The sequence below is a fragment of the Amycolatopsis sp. NPDC114484 genome, from assembly GCF_055633755.1.
In genome coordinates this window covers 104,681-122,535 of the sequence record NZ_JBVKDQ010000014.1, presented here as the reverse complement: position 1 = coordinate 122,535, position 17,855 = coordinate 104,681, and the positions used below count along the sequence as shown (strand labels likewise).

Here is a 17,855-nt window from a genome sequence, read left to right as displayed (position 1 = left end):
TGCACGGAGCGAAAAAGTCAGGAAACGGGTTCTTCCGGATCGACCGGGGGCTGGGCGGGGATCGACTTCGCCGGTTGCCAACCCGCGCCTTCCACGGCGGGCAGCCAGGCCTCCGCCGGCTCCAGCGGACGCGTCGGGGTGGTGACTTCGCCCTCGGGGGTCTCCATCTTGTCCTCGACCGCATGCGCCGGTTTTTCCGAGCGGACGAAGACGGTCGACTCGGCCGGCCGCAGCGGGGTGGCCTCGCCTTCGCGCCTCAGCACCTGGTGCTGAACCGGGCGTTCGACCGCCATCCGCCGCAAGCGCCGCGGCTCCTCGCCAGGTTTCGAAGGCAGAGGTTCCTGGCCGCGGTCCGGGATCTGCGCTCGGGCGGTCTTGGCCGGGGTCCAGCCGCCGCCGTCTTCGGCTTTCCGGTCTTTGCCGAGCAGTTTGCCCTGGATTCGCACACCGCGCCCGTACTCGGTCGGAGGCGCGTCGGTGCCGCCGGGATCGGCTTTGCGGACTTTGTGGTTCAGGTCGGTGAAGTTCTTGAACAGGGCGTTCGACCCGTCGTAGGCGCCCTGGTCGGCCTCGCGGAACGACGTGGCCATGTCGCCGATCGCGTCGCGGGTGGCTTCCACCGCCAGCGCCCAGGCGTTGATGCCGTTGTAGATCTCGGCCGCCGACTGGATGTGCGTCTTCGAGAATTCGTTGCCGTTCTTGTCGTTTCCGGCCGCGTCCACGATCCGGCCGGGATTCGCCAGGCTCTGCACCAGCTGGGCCAGCGTGCGCAGTTCGGCGCTCTTGCCGTCGAAGCCGTCGCGGCCGCCGTCTAGTCCGTCGGCGTCGACGAAAAACTGGTCTGTCACGGCAGGTTCCCTTCGTCGAATCCCGGCACTCGCGCCGAGAACAGGGCGTTGACGTCCACTTTTCCGCTCATCAGGTCCTGGGCGGAGATGCCCGGCGGCAGCATGGGGGCCATCATTTCCGCCGCCGCGGCCACGGATTTCTGCCGTGCGGCGGAGATGGTCTGCACGATCACCGAAGCCAGCTCCGCGGGGGCCATGCGTTTGTAGGCGCTGGTGGGGAAGGAAAGTTCGGTCAACTCGCCCGTACGGCCGACGGTCGCGGTCACCTCGCGGCGGGCGGAAGTGACTGTGCTGGTGGCGGTTTCGACGTCCTGGCGGGTTTGGTCGAAGTGGTCGCGCTGGTGCTGGTAGGCGGCCATCGCGTCTTCGAGCATCTTCTCGTGCTGCGTACTCATCGGGTTCCTCCCGGGTCAGCCGACCGAGGCCAGGCCGGGCCCGAGGGCCATGGCTCCGGTGTCGGGCGGGCGGATGCCGCGCAGGTCGGCGGCGGCGAGCGTGCGCGACGCGGCGGCTGCCGAGAGCGTGCGGGCGAGTTCGTGCGCGGCGTACGCGGTGTGGTCTGAGGCGGCGGAGAGTTCGTGGGCGAGTGCGTCGCGGACGTCATCGGGGACCTCGTGGCCGCGTCGGACCAGCAGGCGCACCGAGATTTCCGCGAGTTCGTCCACTGTGTACTCGCCGAGTTGCCAGCCGTATGGGAAGGCGTCACGCAGGGTGGGCAGCTGGGCGAGCAGTTCGCCGACGCGGTCGCTTTCTCCGGTGAACACCACGACGGGATCAGCCGGGCGTCGAGCGACCATTTCGGACAGTGCTTCCAAGGCTTCGATGCCGGGGGTGTGCGGCGAGGTGTCCCAGTCGCCGTCCAGGTCGACGACCAGGGTGCCGCCGGACGCGTCTTCCACCGCGGAACGGACCAGGTGTTCGGCTTGGCCTGGCCATTGCGGCGACAGCTCGTCGGCGAGGTGGCGGCGGACCAGCTGTCCCGTCGGGGTCATGCCGAATTCGGACAGGATCTGCGCGTACAGCTTCGCGTATTCGGCACGTCCGGTGCCGCGTTTGCCGCTGATCACCAGGTTCGCTTGGTGGCCGAGCGGTTGCCGTTCGTGGGTGAGCCTGCCGAGTTTGAGCAGCAGCCGTTCGGCGTTCTCCCGCACCGATTTCTGGCCGACCAGCCCGCTGAGGCGTTTCCAGCCCGCGCTGGTCTTGACCGCGGCGGCGGGATCCGCGGTGACCGAGACCGCCGACTTCGCGGCGGAAGGCAGCTGGGTCAGCTCGGCCTGCAGGTCGTCGGCGGTGAGGCGGTTCAGCTCGATGTCTTTGGACGGCGGGTACAGAGCCAGCCGCGACGCCTGGTTGTTCACCATCGCCTCGAACAGCTTGCGCGCGACGCGGCCATTGCCGAACGTCGAGTTCTTCGGCACCCGCTCGAAATACTCGCGCAGCGCGGCCAGCGCGTCGTCGGTCATTTCGTAGTAGTGCTTGCGGGTCAGTCCGGTCGTGATGGTGACCAGCTCGTCGACGCTGTAGTTCGGGAATTCGATGGTGCGGGTGAACCGCGAGGCGAGGCCGGGGTTCGACTGCAGGAACTGCTCCATCTGCTCGGAATAACCCGCGACGATCACCACCAGCGAATCGCGCTGGTCCTCCATGATCTTCATCAGCGCGTCGATGGCCTCCTGCCCGAAGTCCGGGCCGGAACCGCCGGTCGGCGCGCTCAGCGTGTACGCCTCGTCGATGAACAGCACCCCGCCGACGGCCTTCTCCACGACCTCGGTGGTCTTGATCGCGGTGGACCCGATGTACTGGCCGACCAGATCCTGGCGGGCCACCTCGATCATGTGCCCCTTCGACAGGATGCCGAGTTCGGCGAGCACCGTGCCGTACAGCCGGGCGACGGTCGTCTTGCCGGTGCCGGGCGGGCCCGCGAAGACCAGATGCCGCGACATCGGCGGCATCGGCAGCCCCATCCGCTCGCGCATCTGCGACATCTTGATCAGGTTGATCAGGCCGGTGACTTCCTTCTTCACCCCGGCGAGCCCGACGAGGGCCTCCAGGTCGCCCAGCGGGCCTTCGAGCACCTCGCCGGCGGCCTCGCTCACGGTCTGCCCGGCCGCGACGTCGCTCTCCGGGCCGGACAGCATCTCGAGAGGCCGGGCGGAATCGGTGCTCAGATTGCCGACGTCCGCGTGGTCGCCGCTCACGAGTTCGCCCGAGGCGTCGTTGACCACGCAGTCCCGGATGCCGACCGGCTCGGTTGTTTCCACATGGAAGCCGTCCTCGCCCGCGCCGAGGACCTCGCATTCGGTGAACGACGCCTTGGCTCCGACATACACGCCGTTGCCTCGCGCATTGCGCACCCGGCAGCGGGAAGCGGTGAGCGCCGATCCTTCGGCGACGGTGATTCCGTCCACTGTGGAGTCGATGATCTCGCAGTCCTGCAAGGAGATTTCCGCAGTACCGGAAACGTGGAGGCCGCCGCCGCGCACCTGGACCGACTTAGCCGAGGACGGCGCGCTGGCGGCGAACGAGACCGCCTTGTCCGCCGTCGAATCGACCCGGATGTCGGTCACGGTCAGCTTGGCGTCCTCGGTGACCTGCACCCCGGGTTCCCGGCCGGTGTCGATGGAGGCGTCCGCGAGGTTCAAAGCGGACTGTCCGGACAGGACGATCCCGGCCCCGCTGTCCGGCGTCATCCGCAGCCCGCCGACGGTCACGGCGGATTCCGCGCCGACCGACATCGCGGTGTGCGTAGAACCCCGCACGGTCGCGCGTTCGAACCGCGGCCGCGCCTGGTCGTCGACCAGGATCGTGACCGGGGAACCTTCGAAGGTGCAGTCCACGAACTGCGGCGCGGCGGTTCCGGTGGCCTGCACCGCGTTCGTGCCGGCCCCGGCGAACACGCACTCGCGCAGCAACGGTTCGGCGGACGCGGCGATGTGCGCCGCCTGCATCGGTGCCGACCGGAACTGCGACGACGCCACAGAAACCCGGCCTTTGCTGGTCACGTACAGGTCGACGTTCGCGCTGTCCCGCACCGTCAGCCCGGTGATCGTCGCGCGCCCCTGCTGTTCCACGACCATCGCGGGTTTCTGCGCGCCGACGATCTCGCACTGCTCGACAATCGCGACCGCTTCGCCGTTGACGCAAACGCCGTTGCCCGCCGCGCCCCGCACCGCGCATCGGCGCAGCAGCACCGAACCGGTCTCGGCCACGACCACGCCGGACGACGCGGCGTCCACGATCTCAGTGTCCTCAATGGCCGATTGCACCGGCGAGGCGATCACGACCCCGGCGCCACCGGCACTGGTCACCGTGCAGCCCCGAAGCGCGAGCGAACCCGTCAGCCGGGCCAGCAAAGTCGCCCACGAATTCCCGGACAGCCGGCAGCCGTCCAGCGCCGCTTCGCCGCGGACAACGTCCACAGTGACCAGTTGGTCGTCGACGCCGGTCAGGATGAATCCGCTCAACTGCACCGCTTCGGCGTTCGCGACGAGCACGCTTCCGGTGCTCGCCACGATTTCCACGGTGCCCGCGCCCTGTTCGGCCACCAGCGACACCATCCGGTCCACCACGAGGTTTTCCTCGTACCGTCCCGGATGCACGCTGATCGTCGCCCCCGGCTGCGCCTGCGCCAGCGCCGCGCCGATGGTTCCGAACGCACCCGGCCGGTCGCCGCCGACCACGAGCAGCTGTCGGTTCATCGTCTCCGCCTCTCCGCACTCACGCCAGGCCCGGGAGCGCCCCGAACCGCTCCGCCGCCTGCTCGTCCATCACGGTCCGGACCAGGTCCTCGCCCGCTTCCGCCCACGTCTCGAGCGTCTGCCGCAGCGAGTTCATCGCCAGTTCGTCCAGCGACGCCCGGTCGTTCGCGACCCGGCCGGTCTCGTCGATCTCGCTCGCGGTCAGCTCCCGCAGCAGCACCGCGCCACGCGCGCCCGCGGCCGGTTCGCGCGTTTCCAGCACCTTGAAACTGGTCCCCGGCACGAACAGCACGCGATTCTCCACGCCGCCCTCGCTCGGTTCCAGCAATTTGGTGCGCCGTCCGGTGATCGACCACACCAGCACGTCCGTCTCTCCGTCCACAGTGGACGGCGGGTGCGTCAGCGCGTTGAGGAAGCCCCATTCGGTCAGCACTTTCCGCCCGTCCAGCAACGGCCACGCGGACGGCGGCAGCTCGGTGGCGAAGGTCGCCGGGCCGCGGTGCGAGGGCAGCCTGCTCAGCCCGGCCACGACGCACCGGGCGACCGGCACGTGCGGGCCGTTCGCGCCGCGCCGCAGTCCCTCGTCGATGGTCGATCCCTTGGGGGACAGGTAAAGCTGCACGGCCACCGCGTCGGTCAGGACCTCCGCCGAGGACGAGGTCGACAGCACGCCCTGGAAGCCCGGGTGCTCGGACAGGATCCGCGCGACGGTGTTCGACATCAGGCCGTACTCCGCGCCGAGCGATTTGCGCAGCCACTGGCGTTCCTTGTCCGCGCCGCGTTTGGGCAGCAGTGCGGTCGATTCCGCGCCGGGGGTCTCCTGGAAACGCAGCTGTGCCGGGGCTTTCGCCGGTTTCGCGGCGGGCGGGCTCAGCCGCTGGGCCAGCGACGGCCCCGGCTTGGCAGCTGGTTCCGGTTTGTCCGAAGCGGACTCCGGGCCGGGCTGCTCCGCGGAATCCGAGGAAGTCGGCAACGGCGCCGGGACCGCGGGCTTGGCGACCGGCGGTTCGACCGGCTTCGCCGGTGCGACGTCGGCCGGAGCGATGCGGGTCAACGGCGTCGCCGCAGGAATGACCGGCGGCACACTGGGAGCCTTGACCGGGGGAGCGGCTGCTTCCGGCACCTCAGCCGGAGCGGGCTCGCTGTGGTCGGCCGGGCCGGGGACGTCAGCCGTTCCCGGCTTGGCGGGAGCCGCGATCGCCCCAGGAACCTCCGTCGGCGCGGCAATGCCCAACGCGGCCGGAGCCGCGGGCAAATACGCCGCCGCCGGAGGAGCCGCAGCAACGACCGGCACCGGATTCCCGGACTCGATCGCCTCCAACGCCCGCGTCACCACCCGCGGCCGAGCGCGCTCGGCAAGCAGCGCGGCCGCAGGCAGGACCCGGCTCATCCGGCGAGTCTCCTCGTCCAGCCGCGCCAGCAAATCCTCCGCCAGCAACCGCATCCGCGACGCCGAACCCTCGTCAGCCGCGTCGAAGGTGAGGTTGTGCACCGCCGCGTCGAGAGTGATCTCGCGGACCGCGGCCGACGACGGGCCGTCCTGCGGCGGCCGCACCAGCAGACCCGACTGCACGACCTCGACCACCGCGTCCGGCGAATACCAGTACACCGCCGGCGCGACCTGGTCCAGCCCGTGGATCGGCGGACGGTGCGAAAGCAGCTCAGGCAACGGGGGTTCGTCATCAGAGCGCGGTTCGTAGCCGAGTTCGGTGGTGAACGGACGCCAGCCGAACCGTCCGTCGTACATCACGGTCCGCAGGGTCGGCAGCTGCGGCGAACCGACCGGCACGCCCGAGTAGAACGCGACCGGCTTGCCGAGCAGATCCGCCAGCGCCTGTCCGATGCTGGCCTCGCCGGGCACCGACATCGGGCCGTACTGCACGAACCGCGCCTTGGCCCGCACCTTCTCCGGCAGCTGCACCCACAGCCGGGCCGCGTCGTCCAGGGCCAGCGGCGGGCAGCCGGGACAGCCCAGCACGATCGTCATGGTGTCGTGCTGCGCGGGCATCCGGGAGATCAGCGCCGCGCGGTGGTGCCGCTGGGGAGCGTCGAACCCGACCGGACGGACCCACAAGCCGCCGGGCAGCGGTTCGGCGACGCCGCGCGAACTCGTCGTGGTCAGCTCGGCGGTGATCCCGGAATCCCAAGCGGGGCGCGGGAACCGCTTCGCCTCCCAGGCCGGCGGACGGCCCGGCCGGAAGCGCACCCAGCCGCCGCCGCGCCCGGCGTGGACGAACAGCGCGCCGCCCGCGCTCGGGATCACCGAACCGTCCGGCGCGAGCACCGGGCGGTTGATCCGCTCGGCCAGCCACTGCCCGGCCAGCGCGGTCGTCTCGCGCGAACGGCCGCCGATCACCAGCCGCACGCCGCGGCGGCGCCGGGGCAGCGCCCTGGCCACCGATTCCCACATCGCGATCGGCGAATCGACCGGCAGGTCCACGACGACCAGGTCGTGGTCGGGATCGGCCGCGACCCCGAGCGCGAGCGACTGCGCCTGCCCGGTCATCCCCTCCGCGAGGTGCACGACCAGCGCGTTGCCGACGGTCTTTTTCTCCAAAGCGCCGTCGTCGCGCCGGATCAGCGAGAGTTCCATGGCTGCCCTCCTTCCGCTCAGGCCCGGCGTCCGACGGCGGGCGCCGCCCCGCCGGTGTGGTGCGCGATCAGCCCGTACACGAAGAACCCGACCGCGATCAGCAGGCCGAGCACCAGCCCGACGAGCAGGCCGACCCAGGCCCGCCGCGCGGGCACGTCGAGGTGGCTCGCGTCGCCGAGCACCAGCGCCGAGGTCATCCGCCCGATCAGGAACGAATACGCCTCGACGTGGTCCTTCTGCGTTTGCACCATGTCACCCCTCCATCGCTCAGGAAGTGAGCCCGACGGCCCACGCGTAGACGCCGAACAGCTGCAGCAGGATCGGGATCATCGCCACCGCGCTCAGCGTTTCCAGCCAGTTCGCCAGGTGCCCCCAGATCGGCAGCAGCCGCCGCGGCGGCGGGCGCAGCATCGCCAGCAGGAGCAGGAAGAACACCAGGCACAGCCCGGCGAGGCAGGCGCCCCGCCACGGCGTCGGCAACGGCTGGATCAGCGACAGCCCGAGCAGCACCAGGCCGATCGCGCCGGCGGCGGCGAGCGGCACCCGCTGCCACACGCCGAGCAGCGCCCGCGAACGCATCAGCACCGCCGCGGACACGAGCCCGCCCAGGACGGTCGGGAACAGCCCGTTGCCGACCAGGAACGGGAAGCAGCCGACGAAAACCGCCGTGGCGGCGAGACAGGCGATGGTGAGGTAGCCGTCGGCGTACCCGGTCTGGTGCACCATCTGCGCGGCGGGCATCGGCTCGATGTCGTACTGCAGTTCCCCGGCCGAACGCGGCAGCTGCGGACCGCGGATGCGCGCGAACCGGATCCCGATCCGCGGCGCGAACACCATCAGCCCGACCAGCACGAACGACACCAGCCCGGCCGCCTGTTCGGTGGTGAACCCGGCGCCGAGGTGCAGCCACAGCGAGAGCGCCCCGGCCAGACCGGTCGCGACCACCGCGCCGAACGGCACGAACGGAATGTCGTGCGACCACGCCGCCCGTCCGCCGAGGACGAGGCCGCCGGCCAGCGCGAAGGTCAGACAGCCGGTCAGCACCGGCGCGCCCCGCAGGTCGAAGGCCGGATCGAGCCCGGCCACCGCGACCGCGCCCGCCAGGAACGCGAACGCGCAGCCGCCGAGCCCGAGCAACGTCAGCAGTGCCTTGTCGTCGGAACGCACCCCGGTCGCCACGGCCGCGACGAGCAGCCCGAGCGACACCACGCCGCCGCCGATCGCGGTCAGCCCGGTCGAACCCGGGTAGAGCAGCACTTTGGCGAGCACCGTCAGGGAGAAGATCGCGAACCCGAGGAACAGGCCGCGGTTGAACTCCGGGCGCCAGCGGCCGGGATGCCGGCTCACCGCGGTGGCCATGCCGTCCGCGATGTCGTCGAAATCCAGCTCCGGCAACGGATCCGCGCGAGGGCGCAGGTGGAATTCCTCGCCCTCCTTCCAGTCCAGCGACTCCGGCGTGCCGGACGCGTCCAGCGGCTCCTCGCCGAGCCGCTGCAGCACCCAGGCCTCGCCGAGGTCGTCGCGGCCGCCGGTGTGCTCCAGCAGCACCGGCAGCAGGCTGGTCAGCGGGACCGACATCGGCACCGCCAGATCCGCCCGGCCCTGCGGCCCGTACACGGTGATCCGGCACAGTTCGCCGGTCGACGCGGTCATCGCACGCCCCTTTCGGTCGTCGCGAGCGGGGACCAGCCCTCGCCGGCCCGGTCTTCTTCCGCGATCGCGGTCTGCACGAGCTTCACGCCGCGCCGGGTGACCAGCTGCGCGCGGCCGGCGGGCAGCTGGCGCGGGGCCGCCTCGCCGAGGAACTTGCCCTCCTCCTTGGGGTAGGAGAACACCACGCCCGGGCTGCCGAGTTCCCAGATCCGGCGGACCACCGAATCGCTCAGCGCGCGCATCGCGCCCGAGGTGCTGCGGCTGAGGATCAGGTGGAACCCGATGTAGGAACCCTGCGACAGCAAGGACAGCAGCGGTTCCAGCGGCGAACCCATGCCGCTGGTCAGCAGCTGGTAGTCGTCGACCACGAAGAACAGCCGCGGGCCGGTCCACCAGTCGCGGCGCTTGAGCCGGTCCGCGGTGATGGTCTGGTCCGGCACGCGCGGGGTGAGCGAAACGCTGGCCTGCTGCGCCAATTCCTGCAGCGCCTCGGTGGTCGTCGCGTACCCGACGCGGTACTCCTCGGGCACTTCGACGTCCAGCTGGCGGCTCGGGTCGGCCAGCACGATCTTCGCCTCGCTCGACGAGTAACGCGCCAGCACCGACCGCAGCACCACCCGCAGCAGGTTGGTCTTGCCGGTTTCGTTGTCGCCGAAGGCGAGCAGGTGCGGAGTGGCGGCGAAGTCGTGCCACACCGGCAGCAGCCGCTGCTCGTCCTGTCCCAGCGCGATCCGCAGGTCGCCGTCCGGCGCGGGAAGCTGCGCCATCGGCAGTTTCGCGGGCAGCAGCCGTACCGCCGGAGCCGGTGCGCCCGGCCAGAACAGGTGCACCTCTTCGGCGACCGCCTTGGCCGCCGCGGCGAGGTCGTCGGTGTTGCCGCTGCCGTCCATCCGGGGCAGCCCGGCGAGGAAGTGCAATCCGTCCGGGGTCAGGCCGCGGCCCGGCTGGTTCGGCACCGTTTTCGCTTTGCGCGAGCCGATTTCCGACTCCATCGGGTCGCCGAGGCGCAGTTCGAACCGGGTCTGCAGCAGGTCGCGCAGGTACGGGCGGATCTCCGACCAGCGGGTCGCGCCGATCACCACGTGCACGCCGAACGACAGCCCGCGCGAGGCCAGCTCGCCGATCTTCTGTTCCAGATCGCTGTAGTCGTTCTTGAGGCTGTACCAGCCGTCGACCACCAGGAACACGTCGCCGAACGGATCCTCGATCCGGCCGCCGCGGCGCAACGCGCGGTAGGCGTCCATGGATTCGATGCCGTGTTCGGAGAACAGCGTCTCGCGGCCTTCCATGACCTGCGAGATCTCCTCGATGGTCCGGACGACGCGGTCGCGTTCGAGCCGGGTGGCGACCGAACCGACGTGCGGCAGCCCGGACAGCGACATGATCCCGCCGCCGCCGAAGTCCAGCCCGTAGAACTGGACCTCCTGCGGGGTGTGCGTCATCGCCAGCGCCAGCACGAGCGTGCGCAGCAGAGTCGACTTGCCGGTTTTCGGGCCGCCGACCACCGCGACGTGCCCGGCCGCCGACGACAGGTCCGCCGTCAGCAGTTCGCGGACCTGCTCGAACGGCCGGTCGATCATCCCCATCGGCACCCGGAGCCTGCCCCAGTGCGCCGGGTCCTGCACCGCCATGCCGCGCACCGGGTCCGGCGTGACGCTCGGCAGCAGCGAGTCCAGGCTCGGCGATTCGGCCAGCGGCGGCAGCCACACCTGGCGCGCCGCCGGACCCGCGCCGGTCAGCCGGTCGATGAACGCGTCGGCGAGCGTCGGCCCGCCGGGCACGGCCGCTTCCAGAGCGTCCACATCGGACTGCTTCTCGGCCTGTTCCGGCTCGTCGTCGCGAATGATCAGCTTGGTCGGCCGGGCCTCGGTGCGGAACGGGACGACCTCCCTGCTGGCCCGTGCCGCGGCGACTGCGGAGTTTTCTCCGTTGCCCGCAGGCACCGGACCGGAGACGTAAGCGGCCTTGAACCGCACCAGGTTCGTGGTGTCGATCTTCAGGTAGCCGTTGCCCGGTTCCGGCGGCAGTTCGTACGCGCTGCCCGCGCCGATCACGCTGCGGGACTCCATCGAGGAGAAGGTGCGCAGCGCGATCCGGTAAGACAGGTGGCCTTCGACGCGGTGGATGCGGCCTTCGTCCAGCCGTTGCGAGGCGAGCAGCAAGTGCACGCCGAGGCTGCGGCCCAGCCGTCCGACGGAGACGAACAGCTCCATGAACTCCGGCTTCGCGCTCAGCAGTTCGGAGAACTCGTCCACCACCAGGAACAGCGTCGGCATCGGGGCCAGCTGTTCGCCGGCCGCACGGGCCTTTTCGTATTCGTACAGCGACGGGTAGCCGCTGGCGCGCAGCTGTTCCTGCCGCCGCACCATTTCGCCGTTGAGCGAGTCCTGCATGCGGTCGACCAGCGGCAGTTCGTCGGCAAGGTTGGTGATCGTCGCCGAGGTGTGCGGCAGCCGGTCCATGCCGAGGAACGTCGCGCCGCCCTTGAAGTCGACGAGCACGAAGTTGAGGATCTCCGACGAATGCGTCGCGGCCAGTCCGAGCACCAGCGTGCGCAGCAGCTCCGACTTGCCCGACCCGGTCGCGCCGATCAGCATCCCGTGCGGGCCCATGCCGCCCTGCGCGGATTCCTTCAGGTCCAGCTCGACGATCTCGCCGTCCTCGGTCACGCCGATCGGCACCGACATCCGGGCGCGCTGCGCCGCGCGCGGCCGCCATTGGGCCGGGATGTCGAAGGTGTGCACGTCCTTGATGCCCAGCAGCGCGGTCAGGCCGAAGTCGCTTTCCAGCGGCTGGTCGGCGATCTCCAGCGTGCCGCTGGTCCGTTTCGGAGCGAGCAACCGGGCGAGCCCCTCGACCTGGGTCACCGACAGCTCGTCCCGGGTCGCGGAACCCACCCCGCTGCCCGCCGGGAACTCGACCAGACCGTCCTTTGTGGTCAGCCGCAGCACCTTGGGGCCGCCGGGGAGCGCGCCGGTGACGTCGAGCAGGACGACGTTGCGCAGGCCCGCGCCGACCAGCCGCGACGACTCCGGGATCGCCGCCAGATGCGCGACGACCACCACGAACGGCTCGGTCGTCGTCGGCCCGACGGTCTTGTCGTGGTCGTCCCGGTCGGCCACGTCCGGGCCGAGGAGGTCCATCAGCTCGTCGTGGTCGGCGGCCAGCAGCCGGAGCGGGCCGGCCGCGTCGCGCAGGGTCGGATGGTTGTTGTGCGGCAACCACTTCACCCAGTCCCACTGCGCCTGCGCAGCCTCGGTGGTGAGCACCGCGAGCCGCAGTTCGTCCGGCGAGTGGAAGGCGACCAGCTGCGCGAGCATCGCCCGGACCAGCCCGGCGGCCGCTTCCGGATCGCCGTCGAACTCGACACTGGTGAAGCTCCGCAGCCCCACCGCGGTCGGGATGCCCGACAGCGTGCGGTAGGTCTCGGTGAACCGGCGCAGCGAGATCGCCGACAGCGGTTCGAGGTCCTCGATCGGCTTGGTCACCGGCGGCACCAGCTCGAGCGCCGACTGCTGCGTGCCCAGCCCGATCCGCACCCGCGCGAAGTCCTCGTGGCTGATCCGGCGCTCCCACAGCCGCGGGCCCATCGCCAGCGACCACAGCGAATCCGGGGACGGGTTGTTCCAGGCGACGGCGTGCCGCTGGTCCTCGGCGGTCGAACGGGCCCGCTCGCGGACCTGGCCGATGTAGCGCAGGTAGTCCCGCCGCTCGGCCTGCATCTTGCGCTTGCGCTCGGCGGCGGCGCGCGACAGCTGCCCGAGGCTCATCGCGATCATGGACACGCCCATGCCGCCGCCGATCACGTAGGTGAACGGCGAACTGCCCGCGACTCCCGAGAACGCCAGCACCATCACCAGCGACCCGATGGCCATCGGCAGCATCATCAGCAGCGAGTTGAAATCGCGCGCCGCCGGTTCCGCCATCACTGGCGGTTCTTGCAGTTCCTCTTGGCCCTCGGGCATTTCCGGGCCTGCCGCGCGCGGGCCGCGCTTGACGGTTTCCGTGCTCATTCGAGAACCCCCGGCGAACTGCGGCGTGCTGGCCCGCCCCAGGCCGAATCGTCCTGGCGGAGCAGGTCGGCCATGGTGCGTTCCTCTTCTTCCTCGGTTTCTTCTTCCGCGGCGTCGGCTTCGGGCTCCAGGGGTTCCGGCGCGTCGCCGCAGGTGGGCAGCTCGTCGGGGAGGATCTCGGCCGGTCCGCCGCGGACGCGCTGGTAGGTGCCGAGCGCGGGTTCCTCGTCGGAGTGGTTCGGCCGCCACGGTTCGTCGCTGCGCTGGACGAAATCGGTGGAGATTTCCTCCTGCCGGTCGTCTGCCGGAGCGGTGACCGGCAGGAGAGCGGGGAGGAATTCGGCGGTGCCGACGTCCCAGGCTGAGGTGTCCTCGTGGTCGGGGGGCCGCACGACTGCGATGCGGACGAGATCGCTTTCGTCGCTCGCGTTCGCCCAGCCGGTGTTCGCCAGGCCCGGGGCCGATTCGTCCACAGTGGACGAGGTGGCCCAGGGCTTCCGGACTCCGTCGAGAAGCTCGGAGGAGTCCGGCCGTTCGGCTGGGGTGTTCGCCCCGGTGCCGGTCACGACCGGCGGGATGATGGGCATGCCGGTGCCGGTCGCGCCCGGTGTGTTCGTGGAGGCCCAGTCGGCGGATGCGCTTGGCGGAGTTTCGCCGTGCGCGCTCGGGTTTCCGATGCCGATTGGTGGGCTTGCCGCCCAGGGTTCCTGGATGTCGCCGAGCAGTCCGGCGGAGTCGGGTCGTTCGGTGGCGGGTGTGTTGGTCCCGCCGCCTGTGTTGCCCGGCGGGACCATCGGCATGCCAGGCCCTTGGGTTTCCGGAGCTTTCGCCGGGGCCCATTCTGCTGATGTGCGCGGGGGAGTTTCGCCGTGCGCGCTGGGGTTTCCGATGCCGACTGGCGTGCTCGCGGTCCACGGTTCTTGGACGGCGCCGAGCAGTCCGGAGGAGTCGGGTCGTTCGGCGGCAGGCGTGTTCGCCCCGCCGCCAGCCCCGGCTGGCGGAGCCATCGGCATGCCGGGTCCTGGAGTTTCCGGGCTCTTCGCCGGGGCCCAGTCGGTCGACGTGCTCGGTGGGGTTTCGCCTTGTGCGCTGGGGTTTCCGATGCCGATTGGCGTGCTCGCGGTCCAGGGTTCCTGGATGTCGCCGAGCAGTCCGGCCGAGTCGGGTCGTTCGGCGGCGGGCGTGTTCATCCCGCCACCGGCCCCACCCGGCGGGACCATCGGCATGCCGGGCGCTGGAGGAGCCCAGTCAGCCGATTCGCTCGGCGGCGTCTCCCCGGACGCGCTCGGGTCGCCGACGCCACCGGGCAGATCGGCGGTCCACGGCTCCTGGACGTTGCCGAGCAGCCCAGCCGAATCCGGCCGCTCCGCGGCGGGCGTGTTCAGGCCGCTGCCGCCGCCCGCCCCGCCCGGCGGGACCATCGGCGGCATCCCCGAAGCCGGGAGCTGCTGGTGCTCGTGGTTGCCGACCGGGTCCGGCAGCTTCGGCAGGTCGCTCTCGCCGAGCCCCTTCACCCCCGGGCCGAGCGGTTCACCACCTGGCCCGAGGGGCTCGCCACCCGGGCCGAGCCCCTTCACCCCGGGTCCGGCCTGCTCGCCGCCCGGACCACCGACGCCAGCGGGCGGCGGGGCCCACTCAGCCGAGTGCAGCGGCGGGGTCTCGCCGTGCGCGTCGGGGTTGCCGATGCCGTCGGGCGGAGCGCTCACCCACGGCTTCTTGATGTTGCCGAGAAGCCCGGAGGAGTCGGGTCGTTCGGCGGCGGGCGTGTTCATGCCGCTGCCGCCGCCCATGCCGCCCGGCGGGACCATCGGCGGAGTCCCGCCGCCGGGGATCTGCTCGTGGTTCCCGACCGGGTTCGGCAGCTTCGGCAGATCGCTCTCGCCGAGGCCCTTGATCGCGCCCGGACCGCTGTCGCCCGGCCCGCCGATGCTGTTGCCGCTCGCGCCGGGGCCGCCCACACCGGGGCCGGTACCGCCGCTCGCACCGGGCGGCGGAGCCCACTTGGCCGCGCTGAGCGGCGGGGTTTCGCCGTGCGCGTCGGGGTTGCCGATGCCGTCGGGCGGAGCGCTCACCCACGGCTTCTTGATGTTGCCGAGAAGCCCGGAGGAGTCCGGTCGTTCCGCGGACGGCGGGTTCAGCCCGCCGCCCCCGCCCATGCCTCCCGGCGGCATCATCGGGATGCCGCTGCCGCCCGGGTTCTGGTCGCCCGGCGGGTTGCCGAGGCCCGGCGGCAGATGCGCCGGGCTGAGCGCGTTGTTCGCCAGGTTGCCGCCGGAATCGCCCGGAGGCGGCGGAATCGACGCGGGGTTGACGTGCCCGGACCCGCCCGAACTCCCCGGCGGGGCCGGGACCGACGGCGGGTTGACGTGCCCGGACCCGCCGGAGCTTCCCGGCGGGGCCGGGACCGACGGCGGGTTGACGTGCCCGGACAGGTTGTTGCCCAGCCCGCCCGAGGCCCCGGGCGGCGGCGGGATCGACGGGGACTTGAGGTTGTTCCCTCCCGAAACGTCGCCCGGCGGCGGGGAGACCTTGGGCGACTTGATGTTGTTGCCCCCGCCGGCGGAATCGCCCGGCGGCGCGGGGATCGACGGCGGGTTGACCTGCGGGCCCGGCGGCTTCCGCAGGTTCGGCGACTCGTTCCCGCCGACACCGTTGGGCGGCGGCGGAATGGAAGCAGCGGTCACCGGCGGCGGCGTGCCGTTGCCCCCGGGACCGTTCAGGTCTCCCGGCGGCGGTGACACGAGCGCGTTCTTCAACGGCGGCGGCACATTGCTCCCGCCAGGACCGTTGACGCCGTTGGGAGGCGGCGGAATCACGGCCTTGTTCACCGGCGGCGGCGCGCCATTGCCGCCGCCACCGCCCGGAGGCGGGGACACGGGCGGAGGTTTCGGCGCAGGCGGCGGCTGCGTCACCGGCGGCGGAGAAGCCGGCGGCGGGGGAGGAGTCACCGGCGGCGGAGGCGGCGGAGGCGTGGGCGGCGGGGGAGGAGGCGGTGGCGGCGGAGGAGGCTTGGGCGTGTTGCCGTCGCCGCCGCCGGGCGTCGGAGGCGGGGTCGTCTTGCCCGCGTTGACGTGCACCGTGTTGTACTTCTGCGCGAGCTGGCCGCCGACCTTGCGCATGTCGTTGGTCATCATCTCGACGGCCTCGGGGAACTGCGAGATGTACGCGCGCCCGTCGCTGAGGTGGTATTTGCTGCCCTGGGCGAGGACCTGGCTGGCGTAATAGCTGTCGATGTAGCGGATCGTGTCCTGCGCCCACCTGAGGTAGGCCGCGGAATTGACGAGGTTGTTCGGCACGTTGTTCGACCCGCCGCCGTCGCCGATCCGGTCCGCCAGATCGGAGAACTTGTTGCCCAGCGCGGTCATCATGTCCTTGAACTTCGTCGCGGCGTCGCCCTTCCACGGACCGTCGGGTCCGGCGAGGGCGGCGGTCTGGTCCTGAATGGACTGAGCGACCATCGCGAGGTTCTGCTGCGTCTCCTGAAACACCCCGGCCGCGTCCTGAAGCGACTGCCAGTTGACGTTGCCGTAGGCCTTGTCCCGGTTGTCCTGGCCCCCCGACAGCGAACCGCCGCCGAGGATCGCCGCTTCGATCTGCTTCCACGTCAGGCCGTCGAAATCCTTCGACGGGTCGCCAGTGGCGTTCTGGTTGCCGGTCTGCGTGGTGTCCGGCCAGACCCCGTCGTCGTCCGAGGTGAAGCCGTGGGTGTTGTTATCGTCGGACATCTTCCCTCGATCGCTTCGAAACCGGAAAGACCGCCGCCCGTCCGGTCAGGGTTTCTGACCGGCGCCGGTGATGTGGCCGCTGACGGTGTTGAAATACTGGTTGTAGTCGTCGGCGGACATCTTGTTGACCTCGTCGGCGTTGTCGTAGGCCTTGGAGGCCTTGTTCACCGCGTCGGCCACCTCGTCGAGCGCCTTGCAGAGGTCGTGGATCGCGGTGCGGGTGGTGTCCCGCAGCTCGTTCGTGCCCTGGATCGGCTTGGCGATCTTGCTCTGCGCCGTCAGGAACACGCCGGGCTTGAGCTGGATCCCGTCGAGTTTCGCCGGAAGATCCTTCAGCGGCCCGTCCGCGAGCGCCTGCATGTTCTTCGCGAACGTGCGCATCGCCTCGGTGTTGACCGCGGTGACGCCCCTGCCCGGATGCTCGGAACCGCCCGGCACCGGCGGCGGCTTGCCGACGTCGCCCGGCGGGATCCACTCGTTCTTCACGTCCGGCGGGGCCTGGTCGCCCGGGCTGTGGAACTTGCCGTCGTCCGAGGTCGTCTGATGCTTGTCGGACGTGTCGTTGTGCATCCCGTAATCGGTGTCACCCAACGAAACCATGGCCGGTCACCCTCCTTTCAGGTCAGTTGCGGCGAGGCAACGGGCGTCAGTTCGAGGCGAACCGCTTGGCGTTGTTGCCCTCGGTGTTCGAGGTGCCCTCGTTGATCTGGCCGAGGGTCTGCGCGGCGGCGTCGAGCGCCTGCGGCAGCGTCAGGGCCGCCTGGTGGCAGTAGTTGTAGGTCTCGTGGAACATGTCCGCCGCGACACCGGTCCAGTTTTCGCGCTGGCCCTCGATGACCGCCTTCATCTGGTCCAGCAGCTCGGTGATCTGGTTGGACTGCTGCTTCGCCTGCCCGACGGTGTCCTGCATGGTCGCGAAGCTGATCTGGAACTGGCCCAAAGCCATGGGAGATGTCCTTTCGTGGGAAGGAAGGGGATCAGAAGCCCTGCAGCCCGCCGCCGCCGATGACCGTGGCGGCGTTGTTGGCGGTGGAGGTGTTGTCCGAGTCCCGGCTGTCGTACTCGCTCGCCGAGGTCTGCACGTTCTGCGAGAGCTCGTCCAGCTTCTGCACGATCTTGCGGACCGTCTGGTCGAACTGGCCCATGGCCTGGTTGAACACGTTCGCCGAGTCCGAGCGCCAGGTGCCGAACAGCGTCTGCATGGTGCCGTCGACCTTCTGGTTCACGCCGGTGATGTTCTGCCCGGTGTCGCTGATCGTCTGCGCGCCCTTGCGCATGACGCTGGTGTCGACGCGGGCGCCGTCCTGCGAAGCCATGCTTTCTCC

General features: G+C 70.8%; 11 protein-coding genes. All 11 read right to left on the bottom strand.

The features are described from left to right. Positions 1-17: 17 nt before the first annotated feature. From ACZ7SW_RS30145 to ACZ7SW_RS30095, 11 genes are read right to left on the bottom strand one after another with little or no spacing between them, the layout of a single operon-like run. On the bottom strand, positions 18-848 hold the full coding sequence (locus ACZ7SW_RS30145) for a hypothetical protein (RefSeq protein ID WP_470233738.1): 831 nt from the start codon (positions 846-848) through the stop codon (positions 18-20). Then, on the bottom strand, positions 845-1,243 hold the full coding sequence (locus ACZ7SW_RS30140) for a YbaB/EbfC family nucleoid-associated protein (RefSeq protein ID WP_470233737.1): 399 nt from the start codon (positions 1,241-1,243) through the stop codon (positions 845-847). Before ACZ7SW_RS30140 ends, ACZ7SW_RS30145 begins: the two co-directional genes overlap by 4 nt. Positions 1,244-1,258: 15 nt before the next feature. Further along, on the bottom strand, positions 1,259-4,546 hold the full coding sequence (locus ACZ7SW_RS30135; RefSeq protein ID WP_470233736.1) for a right-handed parallel beta-helix repeat-containing protein: 3,288 nt from the start codon (positions 4,544-4,546) through the stop codon (positions 1,259-1,261). Between the two features lie 19 nt (positions 4,547-4,565). Further along, the gene (locus ACZ7SW_RS30130; RefSeq protein WP_470233735.1) at positions 4,566-7,139 is read right to left on the bottom strand and encodes a hypothetical protein; all 2,574 of its coding nucleotides are present in this window, start codon (positions 7,137-7,139) and stop codon (positions 4,566-4,568) included. A gap of 17 nt (positions 7,140-7,156) precedes the next feature. Continuing rightward, positions 7,157-7,390 carry a type VII secretion protein EccB gene (locus ACZ7SW_RS30125; RefSeq protein ID WP_037812626.1) on the bottom strand — a complete coding sequence of 78 codons (234 nt, stop codon included), beginning with the start codon at positions 7,388-7,390 and terminating at the stop codon, positions 7,157-7,159. Between the two features lie 16 nt (positions 7,391-7,406). Continuing rightward, a complete protein-coding gene (eccD, locus tag ACZ7SW_RS30120) occupies positions 7,407-8,792 on the bottom strand; it encodes a type VII secretion integral membrane protein EccD (RefSeq protein WP_470233734.1) in 1,386 nt (461 codons plus the stop codon). Further along, a complete protein-coding gene (eccCa, locus tag ACZ7SW_RS30115; RefSeq protein ID WP_470233733.1) occupies positions 8,789-12,805 on the bottom strand; it encodes a type VII secretion protein EccCa in 4,017 nt (1,338 codons plus the stop codon). Before eccCa ends, eccD begins: the two co-directional genes overlap by 4 nt. Next, positions 12,802-16,530, bottom strand: a complete 3,729-nt coding sequence (locus ACZ7SW_RS30110; protein ID WP_470233732.1) for a WXG100 family type VII secretion target — start codon at positions 16,528-16,530, stop codon at positions 12,802-12,804. The genes eccCa and ACZ7SW_RS30110 overlap by 4 nt, the downstream gene beginning before the upstream one ends. A 45-nt stretch (positions 16,531-16,575) precedes the next feature. Next, positions 16,576-17,130: a hypothetical protein gene (locus ACZ7SW_RS30105; protein WP_470233731.1), complete on the bottom strand. Its 555-nt coding sequence runs from the start codon at positions 17,128-17,130 to the stop codon at positions 16,576-16,578. Between the two features lie 46 nt (positions 17,131-17,176). Continuing rightward, the gene (locus tag ACZ7SW_RS30100; protein ID WP_116206728.1) at positions 17,177-17,476 is read right to left on the bottom strand and encodes a WXG100 family type VII secretion target; all 300 of its coding nucleotides are present in this window, start codon (positions 17,474-17,476) and stop codon (positions 17,177-17,179) included. Positions 17,477-17,507: 31 nt separating this feature from the next. Further along, on the bottom strand, positions 17,508-17,846 hold the full coding sequence (locus ACZ7SW_RS30095; protein WP_344284506.1) for a WXG100 family type VII secretion target: 339 nt from the start codon (positions 17,844-17,846) through the stop codon (positions 17,508-17,510). Positions 17,847-17,855: the final 9 nt, after the last annotated feature.